Genomic DNA, 18,155 nt, shown 5'->3' with positions numbered 1-18,155 from the left:
CTGGCTCCCTGGCTCCCTGGCTCAGCCGACCAGGCGGCGGCGCCAGAGCAGGGGGCGTATCTCGATCGCGTCGGAGGGGTCGCCGCTCCAGAGCGTCGGGAGGCCGACGGCCGCCAGGGCGGTGACCACCTCCTCGCCGATGGCCGTGGTGGTCGCCGGGGAGCCGTCGAAGCCGCCGTAGAGCAGGGACAGGCCGTGGCCGGCGGCGGCCGACTCGGTGCACTGGGAGTGGAAGTAGACGAAGCCCCGGGCCTCCGGCCGCCCGGCCGCGCCGATCTCCGCCTCCCCGCAGGAGCGGCAGCAGGTGAAGTCCTCCCGAGCGGTGATGCCGGCCGCCTCCAGAGCGGCGAACGCGCGGGCGAGGCGTTCCGGGTCGGTCTCGCCGATCCAGCCGCTCTGCTCGCCGATCCGCTCCAGCCAGAGCCGGTCGGCGAGTTGCTCGGCCTGGGCCGGGGAGAGCGGGCGGCGCTCGCCGGAGACCAGGTACTCCTCGGCGTGCTCGGCGAGCCCGGCGCGGTCGGTGTAGCCGCAGGCGAGGGTCAGCCGCAGCTGCTCCTCCAGCTGCTGCCGTTCCTCGGGCTCCAGCACCGGCGCGGGCACCGGCTCGGCGGCCGGGCCGAAGTCCAGCCGCTCCCACGCCAGGGCGTCACCCCAGCCCGGCTCCTGCCGTGCCCAGGCCGTCATCGCCGTGAGCACCGTCTCCGGACCGTCCACCCGCACCTCGAAGTGCCGCGCGGCGGAGCCGTCGCGGTGCTCCAAGGTGTAGTCGCCGCCGGCCTTGTGCCAGACCTGGATGTACACGTCCGGCAGGTCCGGTATCCGCTGCACGACGAGGAAGGTGTCGGCCCCGGCGCCGATGCGCCGGACCAACCCCGCCAGTTCGTCCGCGGTCACCCTGAGGTGCCGCGCGTCGTTCGTCTGCACCGTGATCGCCAGCATGACGTCACCCTCGCACAGCCCACCGACAATCCGGACGGCGCGGGCAAGGTCCTGCCGGACCGGGCCCCTAGCCGACGTACGACCCGGCCCGCAGCCGGTAGACCACGGTGTGCCGGAGCGGCCCCTCCGGTACGTCGGGGTCCTCGAAGTCGTCGGCGGGGTCGTGGGTCATCCCGAGGCGGCGCATCACGGCCTGGGAGCGCAGGTTGCCCGCAGTGGTGAGGGCGAGGACCTCGGGGAGGGCGAGCGTGCCGAAGCCGTACCCGAGGAGGGCGCGGGCGGCCTCGGTCGCGTAGCCGTGGCCCCAGGCCGACCGGGCCAGCCGCCAGCCGATCTCCACGCCCGCGACCGGGGCCTGCTCCTCGACGTCGTCCAGGCCCGCGAAGCCGACGAACTCGCCGCTCTCCCGCACCTCGACGGCCAGCCAGCCGTACCCGCGCCGCTCGATGACCGCCTCGTACCGCGCCACCGAGGCGTCGCTCCGCTCGCGGGTGAGCGGGCCGCCGAGGTGTTCGCGGACCTCCGGGTCGGCGTTCATCGCGGCCCAGGGGGCGAGGTCGGAGTCCCGCCAGCGGCGGATCAGCAGGCGGTCGGTGCGCAGTTCGTTCATGCCCCCACTCAACGGCACCCCGCCCGCCCGGACAAGCGGGATTCCGGGCGGGCGTGCGGGTACGGGCAGCCGGCGCGGCCCACGACCGTCACACGCCCCGGCACGCGACCGTCACACGCCCCGGGTCGCGGCCCTCACACGCCCCGGGTCGCGGTGACCCGCCCCGACGTGATCGCCTCGACCAGCTCGCGGTGATCGGCCGCCGTGCGGTCCGCGTACCGCAGGGCGAAGTCGGCGACGGCCTCGGCGAAGGTGTCGGCGCTGCCCAGGTAGCCGGAGATGGCGAGCCGGTCGCCGGTGCGGGCGTGGGCGCGGGCGAGGGTGCGCCCGCACAGGTCGGCGTAGCGGCGCAGCCCGCCGGGGGTCATCGTGTCGACGTCCACCGAGCCCTTCATGTCGCGCAGTTGGCGGCCGTAGAAGTGCCGGCCGGCGGGGCCGGTGGTCCAGCCGAGGAAGATGTCGCTGGCGGCCTGCATCAGGTGCTGCCCGGTGACCACCCGGCGCCCGCCGTGGTGGACGGCGACCTCGGCGTCCACCCGGCCGGGCGGCAGGTGGTCCTCCAGCACCGACCGACCGGCCTCCTTGAGCTGGAGGAACAGCGGTTCGCCGAGGTCCCGGCCCTCCAGCAGCACGATGTAGCAACGGGTGCCGACGCTGCCGACGCCGACCACCTTCATCGCCACGTCCACGAAGCGGTAACGGTCCAGCAGGACTCTCCGGTCCTCGGCGAGGGTAGCCCGGTAGTCACTGAACACCTGTCCGGTGTCGCGCAGTTCGTTCCGCTTCAGCTCCTCGATCAGTGGCGGCGAGCCGATGATCCGGCGCCGCCCGTCTCGTTCCTCGGTGAGCTTGCCGAAGGCCTGGAGGCTGGTGCGGCGCCGGGCGTGGTCGAGGTCGGCCCGCACGGCCTTGCGCCGGCGGGTCCCGCGGATCAGCGGCAGCAGGTCGGCGGTGTCGATCCGGCTGTACCAGACGTCGAGTTCGCCGAGCCCGGCCAGGCGGCGCATCGCGGTGGCGTAGCCGTGGACGGCGGTGCGGGCGGCGCGCCGGGCGCGTTCGTCGTCCTGACCGTTGCCGCGGGCGGCGACCGCGATGCTGGCGGCCAGCCGCTTGACGTCCCACTCAAAGGGGCCGGGGTGGGTCTCGTCGAAGTCGTTGACGTCGAAGAGCAGGGCGCGTTCCGGCGAGGCGTACACCCCGAAGTTCAACAGGTGGGCGTCACCGCAGAGTTGGACGGTCAGCCCGGTGTCGGGGACGGCTGCGAGGTCGGCGGCCATCACGGCGGCGGCGCCGCGCAGGTAGCCGAACGGGCTGTCGGCCATCCGGCCGTAGCGGATCGGCAGCAGCCGGGTGATCCGGTCGGCGCCCTGGGCCTCCAGCACGCCGAGCGGGTCGGGCCGGTCCGCGGCCGGGATCCAGCGGCCGTGCTCGGAGCGGGAGACGCGCTCGCGGGCGGCCCGCCCGGTGCGGCGGCGTTCGGCGGGGGTGGTCATGGCGGCGGCTCCGTCCGTCGAGGGTGCCGGGGCGGGCACACCTCCCGACGACGCTAGGACACGCGTGCCGGAGGGCGCACCACCGCGCCCTCCGGCACTCGGCCGATCGGATGAGCCGGGGCCGGGAGATCAGGCCTCGGGCGGCTCACCCGACCGTGAAGTCCGCCATCATCGCCATGTCCTCGTGCTCCAGGTTGTGGCAGTGCATCATGTACGTCCCCGCGTAGTCGGTGAAGCGCACCAGCACCTCCACCGCCTCGGCCGGCCGCAGGTCGACGGTGTCCTTCCAGCCCGCGTCCCAGGGCCCGGGATCCCCGCCGTTGCGCCCGATCACCTGGAAGTGGTCCAGGTGGACGTGCACGGGGTGGTGCACGTCGCTGGAGAAGCGCCAGCGCTCGACGCTGCCGAGCGCGGGAGTGGCCAGGCTGCGTCCGGGCTCGTACGGGTCGCCGTTGATGGTCCAGCCGTCGCCGCGGCTGCGCCGGAAGGCGAAGTCGCGGGTGGCGACGACCTCGCCGGCGTCCAGTTCCTCGACGGCGGACAGCTTCTCGGGCACCTTGGCGTCGTCGGTCACCGCCCGGGAGGAGACGTCGAAGCGCATCACCTCGGCGGTGCGGCCGCTGCCGAAGCGGTTCAGCAGGCGCACCCGGGTGCCGGGCGGGAAGCGGGAGAAGTCGACCACCACGTCGAAGCGTTCGGCGGGGGCGATCTCGATCGCGTCGTGGCCGACCGGGGCGGCGAGCAGGCCGCCGTCGGAGCCGATCTGGACGAAGGCGTCGCCGCCGGACGGCTGCGGGTCCAGTTCCAGCCGGTAGAGCCGGGCGTTGGAGGCGTTGAGCAGCCGCAGCCGGTAGTGCGCCCGGTCGACGTCCAGGCGCGGCCAGGGCGCACCGTTGACCAGGATGACGTCGCCGAGGACGCCGTTCATGTACGCGTCGGTGACGCCGGGGACGGTCGGCGAGACGTCGGCGGAGGGGTACTTGAAGGAGCCGTCGGCGGCGAAGGCGCGGTCGGCGAGCATCAGCGGCAGGTCGCGTTCGCCGCGCGGCAGCGGCAGGGCGCCGTCCTCGTCGTCCTGGACGAGGTGGAACCCGGACAGACCGCGCCAGACGCCGGGGCCGGTGAAGCCCATCCGGTGGTCGTGGTACCAGAGGGTGGCGGCGCGCTGCTTGCCCGGATAGGTGTGGGTGCGCTCGCCGACCACGTTGCGGCCGCTCTGGTGCCGCATCCCCGGCATGCCGTCCATCTCGGAGGCGGCGGAGGCGGCGGAGGCGGCGGAGGCCGTGGAGGCCGTGGAGCCGACCGGCAGCAGCAGGTCGATCGGGTAGCCGTCGCTGTCGGCCGGGGTGTGGCCGCCGTGCAGGTGGACCACGGACGGCACCGGCAGCTGGTTGCGGTGCTTGACCACGGCGGCCCGGCCGGAGCGGGTGACCAGCGTCGGCCCGGGGTAGGTGCCGCCGTACGTCCAGGCCTCGGTCTTCACCCCGGGCAGGATCTCCAGCTCGGCGACCTGCTGGGTGATCTCGTAGTAGTCGTTGGTGCCGTCTGTGCGCACCGGCTGGAGCACGGCCGGCACCGGCAGCGGGGTCTGGAAGGCGGCGGGCAGGTCGAGGTCGCTGGCGAGCAGCCGCCCGGGGCGGCCCTCGGCGAACAGGTGGGCGGCCGAGGGCCCGGCGACGGCGGCCAGCGCGCCCGCGCCGAGCACGGAGGCGCCGATGCCGAGGAAGCGGCGACGGTTCACCGCTTCACCTCCAGCGGCCCGCCGGGGCGCGGCAGCCGTCCGCTGCCGTCCGGACCCGCGCCGGGCCGGCCCTCCCGGGCGGGCAGCGGCAGCCGCCAGGTGCCGACCAGCCCGAACAGGATGCCGCTGACCAGTAGCACGCCCAGGGTGACGTGCACCCCGGTCGCCCGCGCGTAGCCGGCGCCGATCTGGCCGATCACGGCGACGGTGAGCAGGGCGGTGGTCCACAGCGGCCGGAGCGGGCCGCCGCCGGGCCGGCGCACGAACCCGGCCACCACCAGCTGGATGACCACCACGGTGGCCAGCGTCATCGCGTTGCCCTCGTGGTCCTTGAGGGAGTCGTAGGTGCCGTTGAGGAAGCTGCCGGCGAGCATCGTCTGGAGCACGGCCAGCAGCGCCAGGGTGGTGCTGGTGATGCGCAGGAGGATCAGCGGCCAACGGGGCGCGGGGGCGGCAGGAGGCCTGCTCATGTCGGGGGCTGGGCTGCTCATGTCGGGGGCTACTCTCTGCTTCGGGCGGGGAGGTCGGGGCGGGCGGAGCGTAGCTGATGATGCGTCATGATCAGTCGCCCGAAGGGACATCGGACCGTCCGGCCGTTCCGTTGCGCCCGGTTACCACGGGGTTCGTCACCCGTGCGGGCGATCCGCTCCGGCGTTCCCCCAGCGGACCTGGGCCGCCGGGCGGGGCCCTAGACCCGGTCGGCGGCGATCCCGAGGTAGCCCGCGCGCAGCTCGGCCAGCAGCGGGTGGCCGGGGTCGAAGGCGGTACCGTCGACGGCGGCCAGCGGGCGCAGCCCGACGCCCGCGTTCACCGCGAAGGCAGCGTCGAAGCGCCCCAGCCCGGCGGCGTGCACCGGCTCCCGGGACTGCGGGCCGCCGTACGCACCGGCCAGCAGCGCCCCGGTGACGCCGGGCAGGCTGGGGCCCTCCGGCCAGACCAGCCGGCGCCCGGCCAGGAAGCCGACGTTCCAGGTCGCGCCCTCCAGCACCAGGCCGTCGTCATCGGTCAGCAACACGTCGTCGTAGCCGTCGAGTTGGGCCGCGCGGCGGTGCTGGACCAGCCCGAACAGGCCGACGTGCTTCACCTCCGGGAGCTCGCGCCGGTAGGCGACCGTCCGCACCCGCAGCGGGGCCGGCTCGGTGCTCCCGGCCGGGCGGGTGGTCACCAGCAGGACGGGGGCGGCCGGGGCGCCCGGGCGCTCCAGGCCCAGCGCGGGGTCGTAGCCGGTGACCCGGACGATCACCGGCGCGCCGTCGGCCGGCAGCACCGCGCGGATCCGCTCCCGGATCACCGCCCGGTCCGGCTCGACGCCGAACAGCGCCCGGCCGTCCCGGGCCAGCCGGTCCAGGTGCAGCGCCAGACCGCGCACGCCGCCCGCCTCGACCCGCAGGGTGGTGAAGTGCCCGTAGTTCAGCAGCCCCAGGGCGGCGAGCCGCGCCGGGTCGGCGGGCGCGCCGTCGATCTCGATCTCAGCCATCCTCCGAGTCTGCCAGCCGCGGGGGCGGCGAGGCGCGTGCTCCGGCGTCGCGCGCCCGGCGGGAATTGTCAGGCACGCCCTAGCCCTAGGGTGCCGCCACCGGGCGGTAGGGGCTCGCCACCGGGCGGCCCGTACCACGGGCGGCCTGCTCGAACTCCTCGATCTTGTAGGCCAGCCCCTCCGGCTCACCGGCCTCGGCCCAGCGCCACGCCTCCGCCCACCACTGCGGGCCGCGCACCAGCGGGCGGCCCGCCAGCGCCAGGTACAGCGCCAGCGTCGACCGGGCGTACTCGTGCACCCAGCCGTCACAGCCCCGGTAGTCCGCCGTCTCGTCCAGCCGCAGCCAGCGGCCCTCCTGCCCGGCGGCCAGTATCGGCACCCAGCCGCGCTGCCGGTCGGCGACCAGCAGGAGCAGCCGACCGTCCTCCTCCCGCACCCGGTGGAGCGGCAGTTGGGGCATCCGGGCGAAGGACAGCGAGCGCTTCCAGCCCACCACCCAGAGCCCGCGGCGCAGGTAGTAGCGGACGGCCGACTGCCACGCCCAGTGCGCCTCCAGCCGGAAGCCGGGCAGGCCCTCGGCGGCGGCCGCCGCGTACACCTCATCCAGCGCCCCGGCGGCCAGCCCGCGCCCGCGCGCATCGGGCCGTACGTAGAGGGAGGAGACGGCGAGCTGGCTCGGGCCCTTGGTCCAGTTGTCGACCGCGACCGTCCCGACGACGGCGTCCCGCTCGTCCCGGATCCAGTACCGGCGCCGGTAGAGCTCCCCGCCCGGCCACTCCCGGCCGCTCTCCCCCAGCCGCTCCCGCCAGCCGCGCTCGGCCGCGGGATCCAGTGCGTCCGGATCCACCAGCTCGCCCAGCCCGCCCTCCACCAGGGACGCCAAGTCCCAGAGGGCGAACCGCCGTTCCTCTCCCTCGACGGCCGCCCGCAAGCGCACCCCCGCCGCCAACCGGTCCTGCGCCCGCTCGACCGCCGCATCCCACGACCTCACCACGGGGGCCACCCTAGCGGCCCTCCGGGCACGACCCGTAATCCGCCGGGCACCGAACGTCAGGCCCGCCCGGGCCGCCGGACCGACCGTCCTCCGGGGCGGCCGCGGGCCGGGCCCCGGGTGACCGGGTCAGGACGACGGCGGCGACCACCAGGACGCCGCCGGCCAGGGCGTTCCAGCCGACGGGTTCGGCGAGCAGGGCGGCACCCAGGGCGGTGGACCACAGCGGCATGACGTAGGTGACGGCCGAGGCGACGGCGGTACCGGCGGCGCGGACCAGCCCGAGGTTGAGCAGGTAGGCCAGGCCGGTGCCGAGGGCGCCGAGCACCAGCAGGGCGGTCGCGGCCGCTCCGCCCGGCCAGTGCGGGGCTCCGCCGGCGGCCGGCGCGATCAGGGCCAACTCTACGGTGGCGCAGGTGATCTGGGCCGCGGAGAGGGTGGTGGCGGTCTCCGGTCGGCCGGACAGGAAGCGGCGCAGATAGGCGAAGCCCGCGCCGTAGCAGCAGGCGGCGGCCAGGCAGGCGAGGGCGCCGGTCAGCTCGCCCGCGCCCAGCCCGCGCCACACCCCGAGCACGGTGAGCACCCCGACGAAGCCGAGCGCGAGGCCGGCGAGCCGGCGGGCGCCCGGGCGGCGCTCCTCGGGGACGGTCAGCACCGCGAACAGCAGGGCGAACAGCGGAGTGGTCGCGTTCATCACCCCGGCCAGCACCGAGCTCACCCTGGTCTCACCGAACGAGAACAGGGTGAACGGCACGGTGTTCAGCAGCACCGCGACCGCCGCCGAGTGCCCCCACAGCGCCCGGTCGCGCGGGGCCCGTCCGCCGCGCAGCAGCAGGACGGCCCACAGCGTGGTGGCGCCCAGCAGGCTGCGCCAGAGCGCCACCCAGACCGGCGGCACCCCCGCGTCGACCGCCACCTTGATCAGGGCGAAGCTGGCGCCCCAGATCACCGACAGTGCCACGAAGCCCGGCCACCAGCGCCGCACTCCGACCACCTCCCTCTCCGTCCGGTGTCGCTGGACAGAGGGTGGCCCCCCGGCGGAACATGAGTCCAACAAGTGGCGGTACGGCGAGGATGAGGAAGTCTCATGGCCCAGGACGTCAACCTGGCCCAGCTCAGGGCCCTGGTCGCGGTCGCCGACACCGGCGGCTTCGGCGCCGCCGCCGACGAACTGGGCATCAGCCAGTCCGCCGTCTCGCACGCCGTCGCCGCGCTGGAACGCTCGCTCGGCGCCCCCGTGCTGCGGCGCGGCGCCCCGTGCCGCCCCACACCACTCGGCGAGCAGGTGCTGCCGCACGCCCGTACCGCCGTCGCCTCCGCGGCCGCGGTGCGCACCATCGCCACCCGGCACTCCGGCGGCCCCACCGGCACCGTCCGGCTGGCCGCGCCGGTCACCGTCTGCCAGGCCCTGCTGCCGGGGCTGCTGCGGGCCTGGAAGGAGGCGTACCCGCAGGTCACCGTACGGGTCTTCGAGGGCGAGGACGCCGAGCTGCCCACCTGGCTGGAGGCCGGCACGGTGGACGCCGCCGTCCTGGTCGACGCCGGCCCGTTGCCGCCCGGGGCGGTCGCCCTCGGCGCCGACTCGATGCACGCCCTGCTGCGCCGTGACCACCCGCTGGCCGATCAGGAGACCGTCCACGTGGGCGAGTTGGAGGACGACGACTTCCTGCTTTCGGAGGGCGGCTGCGAACGCCACATCCGCGAGGCCTACCGCCGGGCCGGCGCCCGCTTCACCCCCCGGCACCGCATCCGCGACCTCAACACGCTGATCGGCATGGTGCACGCGGGCGTCGGGGTCTCGGTGATGCCGGCCCTGGCGCTGACCATGCTGCCGGCCGACTGCGTCCTGATCCCGATCCGCCCGGCCGTGCACCGCACCCTGACCCTCACCGGCCCCACCGGCCGCCCCTGGTCCCCGGCGGTCAGCGGACTGCTCGCGTCCCCCACGCTCGACGGGCTGCTCGTGGGGCCGGGCGCCCCCGTCCAGGCCTAGGGTCTGTCCCTCGCGGCTTGACCTCCTTGGGGTTGACCGCCATTCCCGAACAGGTCTATACCAGTGATGACCATCGGCAACCACCCGCCGCCGACGGTCCGTTCGGCCGTCCCGCCACCCCCACACCCGGCGCGACCAGGCCCGTCACCCCACACCGCCGTCTCCTGGAAAGGCCTCCGATGGAGCGCGCTCTTCCCCCACAGCCCGCCGCCCCGCAGCCCGCCGCCCCGCAGCCCGCCGCCCCCCGCGGACGCGGCCCCCGCCGCACCGCCCTCGCCGTGGCCGGTGTGCTCGGCCTGGTCGCCGGCGGCTTCGCCGCACTGGCCGGCACCGGCCCCGCCTCCGCCTCCACCACCGCCGGCGCCGGCCTGGGCAGCAACTGGTACGCCTCCGCGCCGTACCTGATGCCCGAGGACAACAGCCCGCCGGACGCCGCCGCCGTGATGGACGCGACCGGCCAGAAGGCCTTCCAACTGGCCTTCATCCTCGCCCAGGGCAACAGCTGTTCGCCCGCCTGGGGCGGCACTTCCCCGATCGACTCGGACACCACCATGCCCGGCGTCATCCAGACCATCCGCGGCAAGGGCGGGGACGTCTCGGTGTCGGTCGGCGGGTACGGCGGCACCAAGCTGGGCCAGGTCTGCGGCACCCCGGAGGCGACCGCCGCCGGCTACCAGCAGGTGGTCACCAAGTACGGCCTCAAGGCGATCGACTTCGACCTGGAGGAGCCGGAGTACGAGAACACCGCCGCCATCCACAACGAGATCGGCGCGGCCCACATCCTCCAGCAGAACAACCCCGGCCTGTACATCTCGATCACCACCGCCGGGACCAACGCCGGCACCGGCTGGTTCGGCACCCAGATGCTCAACGAGGCCAAGTCCCAGGGCTTCACGCCGAACAACTACTCGATCATGCCGTTCGACGGCGGCTTCAACGGCGCCGCCGCGCAGACCGACGCGCTGGTGAAGTTCAACCAGATCCTGCAGACCACCTTCGGCTGGAACGAGGCCACCGCGTACGCCCACGAGGGCGTGTCGATGATGAACGGCCGCACGGACGCCGCCGAGTACTTCCACCAGGCCGACTTCCAGAGCGTGCTGGACTTCGCCACCGCGCACGGCCTGGCCCGCTACACCTTCTGGTCGGTCAACCGGGACCGCCAGTGCGCGGGCAACGTCGACCCGGGCCTGTCCGGCTCCTGCTCCAGCGTGGCGCAGAGCGACTGGGACTTCACCAAGTACACGGTGAAGTTCGCCGGGGCGACCCCGCCCACCACCCCGCCCACCACTCCTCCGACCACGCCCACCGGCAGCCCGACCGGCAACCCGGGGACGTGCACCGCCCCGGCGTGGAGCGCGAGCACCACGTACACCGCGGGCGCCAAGGTCTCGTACAACGGGCACGACTACCACGCCAAGTGGTGGACGCTGAACGAGGTGCCGAGCGCCAGCGGCCAGTGGGGCGTCTGGGGCGACGACGGCCCCTGCTGACCCGGGCCGCCGAACGGCGTGCGGCGGGTGTGGTGAACGCCCGCCGCACGTACGTCAGTTGCCCGCGAACCGCTCCCGCAGCCCGGCCAGCACCCGGGCCGCCTCGGCCAGCCCGGCCGCCTCGCAGCGGGCGATGCCGGCGGTCAGTCGGGCCACCGCCGCCCCTGGGCGGCCGAGGTCGCCCTCGATCAGCGCGGCCAGCCGGACGGCCTCCGCCCGCAGCGACTCGACCTGCGCCGACCCGGCCGGTTCGTCCGCCTGCTCGTACACCGCGATCGCCCGCTCCACCTCGGCGAGCGCCTCCTCGTGCCGGTCCGCGACGGCCAGGCAGCGGCCCCGCTCGTAGTGCGAACCGCCGCGCAGGTACCAGCCGCTGTACTCCTGGCCGAGCCGTTCGGCGGTGTCGCCGAGGGCGTCCGCCTCGGCCAGCAGGGCGAGCGCGGCGTCCAACTGCTCCGCTCCCCGGTTGCACATCATCAGCTGGGCCAACTCCCGTATGGTGGCGGCCAGCTGGTCGACCTGCGGGGCCTTGTCGTGCGCCTCCCGGGCCCGCCCGAGGGCGGCCTCGGCGGCGTCCCAGCGGTCCGCCCGGGCGAGGGCCAGGGTGGCCTCGCAGGCGACCATGGTGTGGGTCTGCTGGTCCTCCCAGTCGGCGACCAGCTCGGCCAGTCGCAGGTACTCCTCGGCCGCGTCCCGGTGCTCCTCCAGGTCGACCAGGCCCCGGGCGAGGTCCAGCCGGGCCTGGGCGAGCATCCGGACGTCCAGTTCGGCGGCGGCCGCGGCGTCCAGCACCGACTCCAGCACGGCCACCGCGTCGGCCGCCCGGCCGGTGCCGCGCAGCACGTCGGCCAGCTGCAACCGCACCTGGGCCGCCTCCTGGACGGCCTCGGCGCCCTGCCGGTCGTAGCGCGCGGCGGCCTCCGACAGCGCCCGCACCGCCCCGCCCAGGTCCTCGGCCCGCAGGCTCGCGTGGCCGAGCATCATGTACGTCGGCGCGTACGGGTAGCCGTCCTCGCCCCAGCGCACGGCCTCGGCCAGCGCCCGGTGGAAGACCTCGACGGCCTGACCGGCTTCGCCCTGCTGCAGCAGCACCTGACCGAGCAGGCCGAGCACCCGCGGGGTGTGCCAGGGCAGCTCGGCGGCCTCCAACTGGTCCAGCACCTCGCGCAGTTCGGCGGCGGCCTCGACGAAGCGGCCCTGTCGGGCGGCGGCGTCGGCGGTGTACTGGCGAGAGGTCGCGGACCGACGGGCGGAGCCGAGTTCGACGGCGGTGCGCCGGTAGGCGCCGACGGCCGCCTCGAAGCGCTCGACGGCCCCGGCGGCGGGTTCGGGCAGCGCCTCGACCAGGTCGTGGTGGGCGGCGTAGGCGCGCACTTGGAGGACGATCAGGTAGTCGTCGTCGGGCATCGCGCCCTCGGCACGCAGCTCCTCGGCCCGGGCCAGGGCGGCGTCCAGCGCCGTCCAGTCGGACACCACGCCCTCGACGTCGCCGAGTTCGACGATCAGCGCCCGGGTGCGGGCCATCAGCGCCGGGCCGGGCAGCCCTGCCCGCTGGTACAGCTCGGCGGCCTCCAGCAGGCCCGCCGTGCCCTCGGCGTGGTCGTCGCGCTGGACTGCCCGGTGGGCGCGCTGCTCGGCTAGTTCGGCGCTCAGCAGTTCCGGGCCGCCGAGTCCGGCGTCCGCCGGGAAGGCGAAGCCGTCGGCGGCGGCGCGTTCGGCGATCCGCTGCCACAGCCGGTCGGCGTCCGGGTGACCGAGGAGCTCCAGTTCGCGGGCCCGCCGCACCAGGGCGGCGAAGTCCTCCGGCTCCGCCTCGACGGCGCGCCGCGGCGCCGGGGCGACGGCGGGGCCCGCCGCAGCCAGCTCGGGCGCGGCGGCGGCCCGTACTCCCAGGGCCAGCGGCTCGGCCAGCAGCGGTGCGGCGGCCAGCCGGGCGCGGCGGGCGGCGCCGACCGCATCGGTGCCGTTGCGGGCGTCGAAGCGGGCGGCCAGGGCGTCGGCCTCGGCGCGCAGGTGGGCGAGCAGGGTGTCGACCGTCCAGGCGGTGCCGGCCGGACCGCTGACCGCGAGTTCGCCGTGGCCGGCCGCGGCCAACGCGGCGACCAGCACCTCGACGCCGGTCAGGAACTCCAGCCGGGCGGCGGGCTCGCCGGTCACCGTGAACAGCTCGCGGTTCTCGGCGAGCAGTTCCAGGCCGCGCGGCTCGTTGCCGGACAGCGCGCAGAACTCGATGTGCCGGCCGATCGCCGCCAGCATCGCGGCCTTGCCGCGGGCGTAGCGGTAGCCGGTCAGGTGCGCGGAGCGGGCCTCGTCGGTGCGGCCCCTGCGCAGCAGCGGCAGCAGGGCGGTGGCCTGGCTGAGGTAGGGCTCCTGCTCGCAGCCGGAGCGGCCGTCCAGCACCGGGGCGAGGACCTCCAGCGCGCGGGCGTCGTCCCCGGCGGCCAGGAAGTGCTCGGCCCGGGAGCGGGTCTCGCAGGCGTGGCAGTCGCTCAGCTCGGTGCGCGGGCGGGCCGCCCACAGCTCGTAGGCGTCCTGGACGCCGACGCCGGTCTGCGCGGCCAGGTGGTAGCGCTGGGCGTAGTACGGCTGGAGGTCGTAGCCGGCCGTGCGGTAGCGGTCGCGCAGTTCGGTGTGCCAGCGCCGGATGGCGGACAGCGGGACGTCCGGGGTGTCCAGGAGCGCGGTGGCCACCCACTTGAAGCGCCAGTACACCTGGTGCCGGGACCAGTCGCCGAAGCCGTCCGGGTCCTGGTCCCAGAGCTTGAGCACCCGGGCGAAGACCACCGGGCTCTTGCTGCGCTCGCCGTCGTACTCGTAGGCCTCCATGAGTTCGAGCAGGGCCATCGCGCGGACCCCGGTGTCCTCGAACTGCTCGGCGGCGTCGACGAGTTCCTCGGCCGTGACGGTGCGGGTGCGGCCGTAGGGGCGGGCGTCGTTCTCGCGCAGCGCGGCCATCACCGCGTCGGGAGTGTCCAGCATCACGCCTCCTTCGGGCCGTGGTGATCCGGGCCGGCCGCCTCGTGGCCGAGCATGGCGTGGTCGAGCAGGCTGATGAACGAACGGTTCAGCAACGCGGATTCGCTGGCCTTGAGCGGGCGGCGGGTCATCAGCACCGCCTGCCCGTACAGCGCCTCGACGGCGGTGACGGCGAGGTCCCGGTCGGTGACGGTGGCGGCCCGGCGCACCAGCGGGTTGAGGTGGTTCAGCACCAGCTGGGCGCGGGGCACCTCGGCGCGCAGCGAGCCCAGGATGTCCGCCCACAGCCCGTCGGCCTCGTCGGCGAGTTGGGCTCGGGTGCGCTCGTGCCGGGCCTCCCGGTTGTCGAGCAGCAGGGCGGGCGCGCTGGTCGGGTGGAAGCTGCGCAGGGCGACGTCGCAGTCGAACCGGCCGACCACCTCGCGGGCGATCGCCAGGAAGGTGCCGGCCGCCAGCTCGGCCGCCGGGTCGACGGTGTCCAGGTGCGCGGTGACGGTGCCCGGGTCGAGGTCGGCCACCGAGACGCCGGGGCGGATCTCGGGCAGCCGGTGCACCAGGTCCCGGTCGTAGGTGTAGCCGCCGTTGACGACGCCGAGCCCGGCCGCCCCGGCGATCGGGGCGACCTGCCGGAACTCCTCGACCGTACGGGTCACCAGCACCACCGGGTGACTGCGGGCGAACTCGTCCAGGGTGACGTTGCCGTCGGTGGTCTCGAACGGCAGCCAGGGCAGCATCATCCGCAGCAACTCGTCGTCGTAGCGGGCGAGTTCCTTGACGGCCAGGTGGTGCACGGAGAGGAAGCGGTGCAGCAGCGCCGGGTCGCTCGCGGACAGGCCGGTGAGCCAGTCGCGGATCCGGGCGCCGAGCGCGTCGCGGACGGCGGCCAGCGTCTCGTCGGCGTACAGGCCCTCGCGCGAGGCGGTGGGGCGCAGCCCGTCGGTGTCCACCACGCAGCGGACGAAGAACGCCCAGTCCGGCAGCAGTTCGTCGGCCTGGTCGGAGAGCAGCATGCCCTTGAGGTGCACCCGGTGGCCGTGCCGGCGCGAGGGCGGGGCGGCGTCGGGCAGGACGTACGCGACGCCGCGCAGGCCGACCAGCGGGAGGTCCAGCTCGATGGTGTCGAGCGGGACGAAGTCGAAGGTGGACCGGCAGTACTCGGCGAGCGCGTCGCGCCGGGCGAGCGGGGAACCGTGCCGCTCGGCCCACGGCGGGGTGCGGTTGACCTGGTGCGCGGTGCCGCCCGCGTCGATCACGGTGACGTCGTGGCGCAGCAGGCTGCCGAAGTCCCGGGCGAGGGTGAGCACCCGGGCGGAGCGGGTCCACTCGGCGGCGTCGGCGCGCGGGGCGAGGGTGACGGTGGTACCGGGCTCGGACTTGGCCGAGGCGGGCAGGGTGCGGATGGTGTAACTGCCGTCCGACAGGCCGCGCCACTCGATCACCGGCGCGTCCGGGCTGCCCGCGTGCCGGGTGACCACCGTGATCTCGTCGGCGACCACGAAGCAGGCCAGCAGCCCGATGCCGAACTGGCCGATGAAGTCACTGCGGGCCCTGGCCAGGCCGTCCCCGTCCAGCCGGCCGTCGGCGTCGCGCTTGGAACTGCGGCCGATGGTGGCGAGGAAGGTGTGGACGTCCTGCTCGGTCAGGCCGATGCCGGTGTCGGTGACGGACAGCTCGTCGTCGGCCCGGACGGTGATGGCGGCCGGCGCCTCGGGGTCGAGGGCGCGGCGGGCGGAGATGGCGTCCACCGCGTTCTGCAGCAGCTCGCGCAGGTAGACCCGCGGGCTGGAGTAGAGGTGGTGGGAGAGCAGGTCCACCAGACCGCGCAGGTCCACCTGGAAGGTGTGCGCACTCGTCGGGTTGTCGGATGGGGACACCGGAGGCTCTTTCGGTCGCGGAAGTGGGTGTCGTTCGAAGCGGGCGTCAGTACCCGGCGCAGCGGTCGCGGTGGGCGCGGAAGGCCTTGACCGGATCGCCGGCCAGGTAGTGCCAGGGCGACTCGGTGACCAGGCCGTCCAGCGCGTCGAACAGCAGCCGGGCGGTCTTCGGCTGGCCGGCCAGCGAGAAGGCCATCGCGAAGGTGTTGAAGGTCCCCTGCCAGCCGCGGACCGGCACGAAGTCCGGGTGCAGGACGGAGCGGAACGCCGCCTCCTGCAGCTCGGCCACCACCGCGGCGCTGGTCAGGTAGGCGCGGTCCTCGCCGTCCGGGAGGTCCAGCCAGCGCTCCAGGTGGGCGAGCACCACCAGCTCGCCGAGCGGACTGCCCTCGGGGGCGGCCAGCATCGAGGAGCGGGCGAACTCGTGCATGGCCTCGTGCGAGCCGCCCCACTTGGCGCACAGCTGCTGCAGCCGCTGGCGGTGCGAGGCGCCGTGCCCGGGGGCGCGGCGCACCGCGGCCTCGAACCGGGCGGTGGCGACGTCCGGGCCGAGCGAGGCGCCGCGCGCGCTGATCTGCAGGAAGTACCAGGGGGCGAGCCAGGACGGCTCCCGCTCGGCGACCTCCAGCAGCTGCTCCTCGGCGACGTCCAGCCGCTGGTGGAACAGCTTCCACTGCTCCTCGGTGACGTGCTTGGCCCGGGCGCCGGTACGCGCCTCCCAGGCCCAGGTGACGTGCCGGGCGCCGGAGAGCAGCAGCGGCAGCGCGTCGTCGGGGGCGTCCGCGACCGCGCGGGCCGTCCACTCCTCGGCGCCGGCGGTGTCGGCGACCGCCGCGGCGAGGAAGGTCAGCTCGGTGCCGTCCGCGGCCGCCAGCGCCGGACGCAGCGCCGTCCAGTCCCCGGCGGCGGCCTGCCCGAGCACCAGCCGGACGGACTCGTCACCGAAGGACGGATCGATCCTCGGCTCGGCCCCCGGGACGGCGGGCGCCTCGGCGGCCCGTCTGCCGAACCCGAACCCGAACCCGCGCCGGCCGGCCCGGTCCTGCCCGCCCTCCCCGCCCGAGCGGCGTCGGAACAGCGGCATGTGTGGCCCCCTCGAACATCATCGGCATCAATCGCATGGCCGCACAGTGGCCACCCCAGAGGAGTACATATCACGCCCGGCCGACATCCGTTTCCCCAGCCCAGCGCCGTCCCCGGCCGGTGGGCCGCCACCCGGGAACGGGTGACATCTTGCTGCCTGACAGATTTCTGACACCGCGCAAGCGACCGCCCGGACCGACGATCGGTCAGGCTGTCTCCCGTGCACGCCATTCGCTTCCACCTGCGCGCCCCGCAGCACCCCGACGGCCCCCCGGCAACCCCGCACCCACCCTCCCCGGAGGCCGTCCGGGACGCCCTGGCACGCGGCCTGCCCGCCCCGGCGCGGATCGAACACGCCCGGATCCTGGTCGAGCCGACCGCCGTGGACGGCGTCGCCTTCGTCCTCGCCGACGGCCTCCTCACCGCCGAGGCCGCCCTCACCGCCGCCTGCACCACGCTGACCGGCCGGGCCGGCCTACTGCCCGACTGGCGGGTGCCGCACTGCGCACTGGACACCCTGCTGGCCCTCGGCCTGCACGAACTGCCGACCGTCCCGTAGGGACCGCCGCAGCGACCGTCAGGCCGCCCCGAGCCCGGCGTCCGGCACCTTCCCCGACTGCGCCTGTTCGATCCGGTTGACCAACATCACCGCGAACCGCCGCGCCGCCGGCAGGTCCACCGGACCGCCCTCCGTGGTCACACTCGCCACCACCGTGCCCGACCGCACCACGATGCTCACCCCGTCACCGTCCGCCAACGGCCCCACGAAGGCCTGGCTCTCACTGCCCAGCGCCGGCGCCTCCACCTTCCTGAACGGCCCGACCGGGTACGACGCATAGGTCTCCTTCGCCCGGCTCTTCGCGGCGTCCCGACTCGGCAGCGTCTCCACCAGGAAGCGCGTCACCAGATCCCCCGAGGAGAACCGCACCGACCCGCTGAGCGCCTTCCCCGTACACGGCGCCGCCGCCGTACAGGTGACCGAGTGATCGGCGGTGTCGACCTTGCGCTTCTCCTCCTGCCACCCCGCCATCGCCTTGGCGTCCGGCAGCACCTGCCCGACCACCTTGTCGTCCAGCAGCGCCGTCTCCAGATCCGCACTGGGCACCGCCACAGGCGCCGCCGCACTGCCGGTAGCCCCGGCCCCGGCAGCAGGCGCAGAGCTCGCAACCGCCCCACCCGGAGAAGCGGACCCCGTCACAGCCGGCGCCGAAGCCGTACCCGAACCCGCGCCCGCAGCCGTACTCGTAACCGAACCTGCTGCCCCCGCACCCCCCTTGGCACCCTCCGCCCCTCCGGACGAACACCCCACCAACACACCCGCCAGCACCCCGACCGCCACCACGACGGTGCCCCGCCGACCACCCATCCCCATGCGCCCACTCCCTTACGCCTGTCCGTGACCCCTCAAGATAGCGAGCACCCCGCATACGAACCGCCCCACCCCCTCCCCCCGCCCCCCCGGGGGGCCGGGGGGGGGCCCCGCGG

The 18,155-nt window shown here is 75.0% G+C and carries 15 protein-coding genes; 3 read left to right on the top strand and 12 right to left on the bottom strand.

Annotated features, from left to right (window positions below; translation table 11 throughout):
* Positions 1-21: 21 nt before the first annotated feature.
* The 8 genes from ACFWIS_RS07065 to ACFWIS_RS07030 all read right to left on the bottom strand — a co-directional run bounded on the left by ACFWIS_RS07065 (position 22) and on the right by ACFWIS_RS07030 (position 8,245).
* Positions 22-939, bottom strand: coding sequence for a DUF6891 domain-containing protein (locus ACFWIS_RS07065; protein WP_380451470.1), 918 nt, complete (start codon positions 937-939; stop codon positions 22-24).
* Between the two features lie 67 nt (positions 940-1,006).
* Positions 1,007-1,549: a GNAT family N-acetyltransferase gene (locus ACFWIS_RS07060; RefSeq protein WP_380451468.1), complete on the bottom strand. Its 543-nt coding sequence runs from the start codon at positions 1,547-1,549 to the stop codon at positions 1,007-1,009.
* A 134-nt stretch (positions 1,550-1,683) separates the two neighbouring features.
* Positions 1,684-3,042 (bottom strand): DUF2252 domain-containing protein, encoded by a 1,359-nt coding sequence (locus ACFWIS_RS07055; protein WP_380451466.1) that lies wholly within the window; start codon positions 3,040-3,042, stop codon positions 1,684-1,686.
* 145 nt (positions 3,043-3,187) lie between these two features.
* A complete protein-coding gene (locus ACFWIS_RS07050) occupies positions 3,188-4,783 on the bottom strand; it encodes a multicopper oxidase family protein (RefSeq protein WP_380451464.1) in 1,596 nt (531 codons plus the stop codon).
* On the bottom strand, positions 4,780-5,274 hold the full coding sequence (locus tag ACFWIS_RS07045) for a hypothetical protein (RefSeq protein WP_380451462.1): 495 nt from the start codon (positions 5,272-5,274) through the stop codon (positions 4,780-4,782). Before ACFWIS_RS07045 ends, ACFWIS_RS07050 begins: the two co-directional genes overlap by 4 nt.
* 197 nt (positions 5,275-5,471) lie before the next feature.
* On the bottom strand, positions 5,472-6,260 hold the full coding sequence (locus ACFWIS_RS07040; protein WP_380451461.1) for an aminotransferase class IV: 789 nt from the start codon (positions 6,258-6,260) through the stop codon (positions 5,472-5,474).
* A gap of 85 nt (positions 6,261-6,345) precedes the next feature.
* On the bottom strand, positions 6,346-7,254 hold the full coding sequence (locus ACFWIS_RS07035; RefSeq protein WP_380451459.1) for a GNAT family N-acetyltransferase: 909 nt from the start codon (positions 7,252-7,254) through the stop codon (positions 6,346-6,348).
* A 10-nt stretch (positions 7,255-7,264) separates the two neighbouring features.
* Entirely contained in the window at positions 7,265-8,245 is a 981-nt protein-coding gene (locus ACFWIS_RS07030) for a DMT family transporter (protein WP_380451457.1), read from the bottom strand.
* 93 nt (positions 8,246-8,338) lie between these two features.
* On the opposite strand from ACFWIS_RS07030, the gene ACFWIS_RS07025 reads away from it, so the two are divergent.
* Positions 8,339-9,244, top strand: a complete 906-nt coding sequence (locus ACFWIS_RS07025) for a LysR family transcriptional regulator (protein ID WP_380451455.1) — start codon at positions 8,339-8,341, stop codon at positions 9,242-9,244.
* Positions 9,245-9,423: 179 nt separating this feature from the next.
* A complete protein-coding gene (locus tag ACFWIS_RS07020) occupies positions 9,424-10,737 on the top strand; it encodes a carbohydrate-binding protein (protein WP_380451453.1) in 1,314 nt (437 codons plus the stop codon).
* Positions 10,738-10,791: 54 nt separating this feature from the next.
* Here the strand turns inward: ACFWIS_RS07020 and ACFWIS_RS07015 are convergent, their stop codons facing one another.
* Genes ACFWIS_RS07015 through ACFWIS_RS07005 form a run of 3 tightly spaced genes read right to left on the bottom strand, consistent with a single transcriptional unit; the run spans position 10,792 to position 16,671 of the window.
* Positions 10,792-13,716, bottom strand: coding sequence for a hypothetical protein (locus ACFWIS_RS07015; protein WP_380451452.1), 2,925 nt, complete (start codon positions 13,714-13,716; stop codon positions 10,792-10,794).
* Entirely contained in the window at positions 13,716-15,587 is a 1,872-nt protein-coding gene (locus ACFWIS_RS07010) for an HSP90 family protein (protein ID WP_380451451.1), read from the bottom strand. The genes ACFWIS_RS07015 and ACFWIS_RS07010 overlap by 1 nt, the downstream gene beginning before the upstream one ends.
* Positions 15,588-15,633: 46 nt before the next feature.
* Positions 15,634-16,671: a hypothetical protein gene (locus ACFWIS_RS07005; RefSeq protein ID WP_380451450.1), complete on the bottom strand. Its 1,038-nt coding sequence runs from the start codon at positions 16,669-16,671 to the stop codon at positions 15,634-15,636.
* Between the two features lie 219 nt (positions 16,672-16,890).
* Between ACFWIS_RS07005 and ACFWIS_RS07000 the strand changes: the two genes are divergently transcribed.
* Complete coding sequence (locus ACFWIS_RS07000) at positions 16,891-17,229, top strand: hypothetical protein (protein WP_380451448.1); 339 nt, start codon at positions 16,891-16,893, stop codon at positions 17,227-17,229.
* 18 nt (positions 17,230-17,247) lie between these two features.
* Here the strand turns inward: ACFWIS_RS07000 and ACFWIS_RS06995 are convergent, their stop codons facing one another.
* Positions 17,248-17,775, bottom strand: a complete 528-nt coding sequence (locus ACFWIS_RS06995; protein ID WP_380451446.1) for a hypothetical protein — start codon at positions 17,773-17,775, stop codon at positions 17,248-17,250.
* Positions 17,776-18,155 lie beyond the last annotated feature (380 nt).

Origin of the sequence: Kitasatospora sp. NPDC127060 (assembly GCF_042724935.1) — a bacterium.
Taxonomy (GTDB): domain Bacteria; phylum Actinomycetota; class Actinomycetes; order Streptomycetales; family Streptomycetaceae; genus Kitasatospora.
The sequence above is the reverse complement of the archived record's forward strand: the minus strand, read 5'-3'. Positions and strand labels throughout refer to the sequence as shown.

Excerpts from the sequence above, each read along its gene's own strand:
- ACFWIS_RS07065 (WP_380451470.1), bottom strand. The coding sequence starts at position 939 with ATGCTGGCGATCACGGTGCAGACGAACGACGCGCGGCACCTCAGGGTG.
- ACFWIS_RS07060 (WP_380451468.1), bottom strand. The coding sequence starts at position 1,549 with ATGAACGAACTGCGCACCGACCGCCTGCTGATCCGCCGCTGGCGGGAC.
- ACFWIS_RS07055 (WP_380451466.1), bottom strand. The coding sequence starts at position 3,042 with ATGACCACCCCCGCCGAACGCCGCCGCACCGGGCGGGCCGCCCGCGAG.
- ACFWIS_RS07045 (WP_380451462.1), bottom strand. The coding sequence starts at position 5,274 with ATGAGCAGCCCAGCCCCCGACATGAGCAGGCCTCCTGCCGCCCCCGCG.
- ACFWIS_RS07040 (WP_380451461.1), bottom strand. The coding sequence starts at position 6,260 with ATGGCTGAGATCGAGATCGACGGCGCGCCCGCCGACCCGGCGCGGCTC.
- ACFWIS_RS07025 (WP_380451455.1), top strand. The coding sequence starts at position 8,339 with ATGGCCCAGGACGTCAACCTGGCCCAGCTCAGGGCCCTGGTCGCGGTC.
- ACFWIS_RS07020 (WP_380451453.1), top strand. The coding sequence starts at position 9,424 with ATGGAGCGCGCTCTTCCCCCACAGCCCGCCGCCCCGCAGCCCGCCGCC.
- ACFWIS_RS07015 (WP_380451452.1), bottom strand. The coding sequence starts at position 13,716 with ATGCTGGACACTCCCGACGCGGTGATGGCCGCGCTGCGCGAGAACGAC.
- ACFWIS_RS07005 (WP_380451450.1), bottom strand. The coding sequence starts at position 16,671 with ATGCCGCTGTTCCGACGCCGCTCGGGCGGGGAGGGCGGGCAGGACCGG.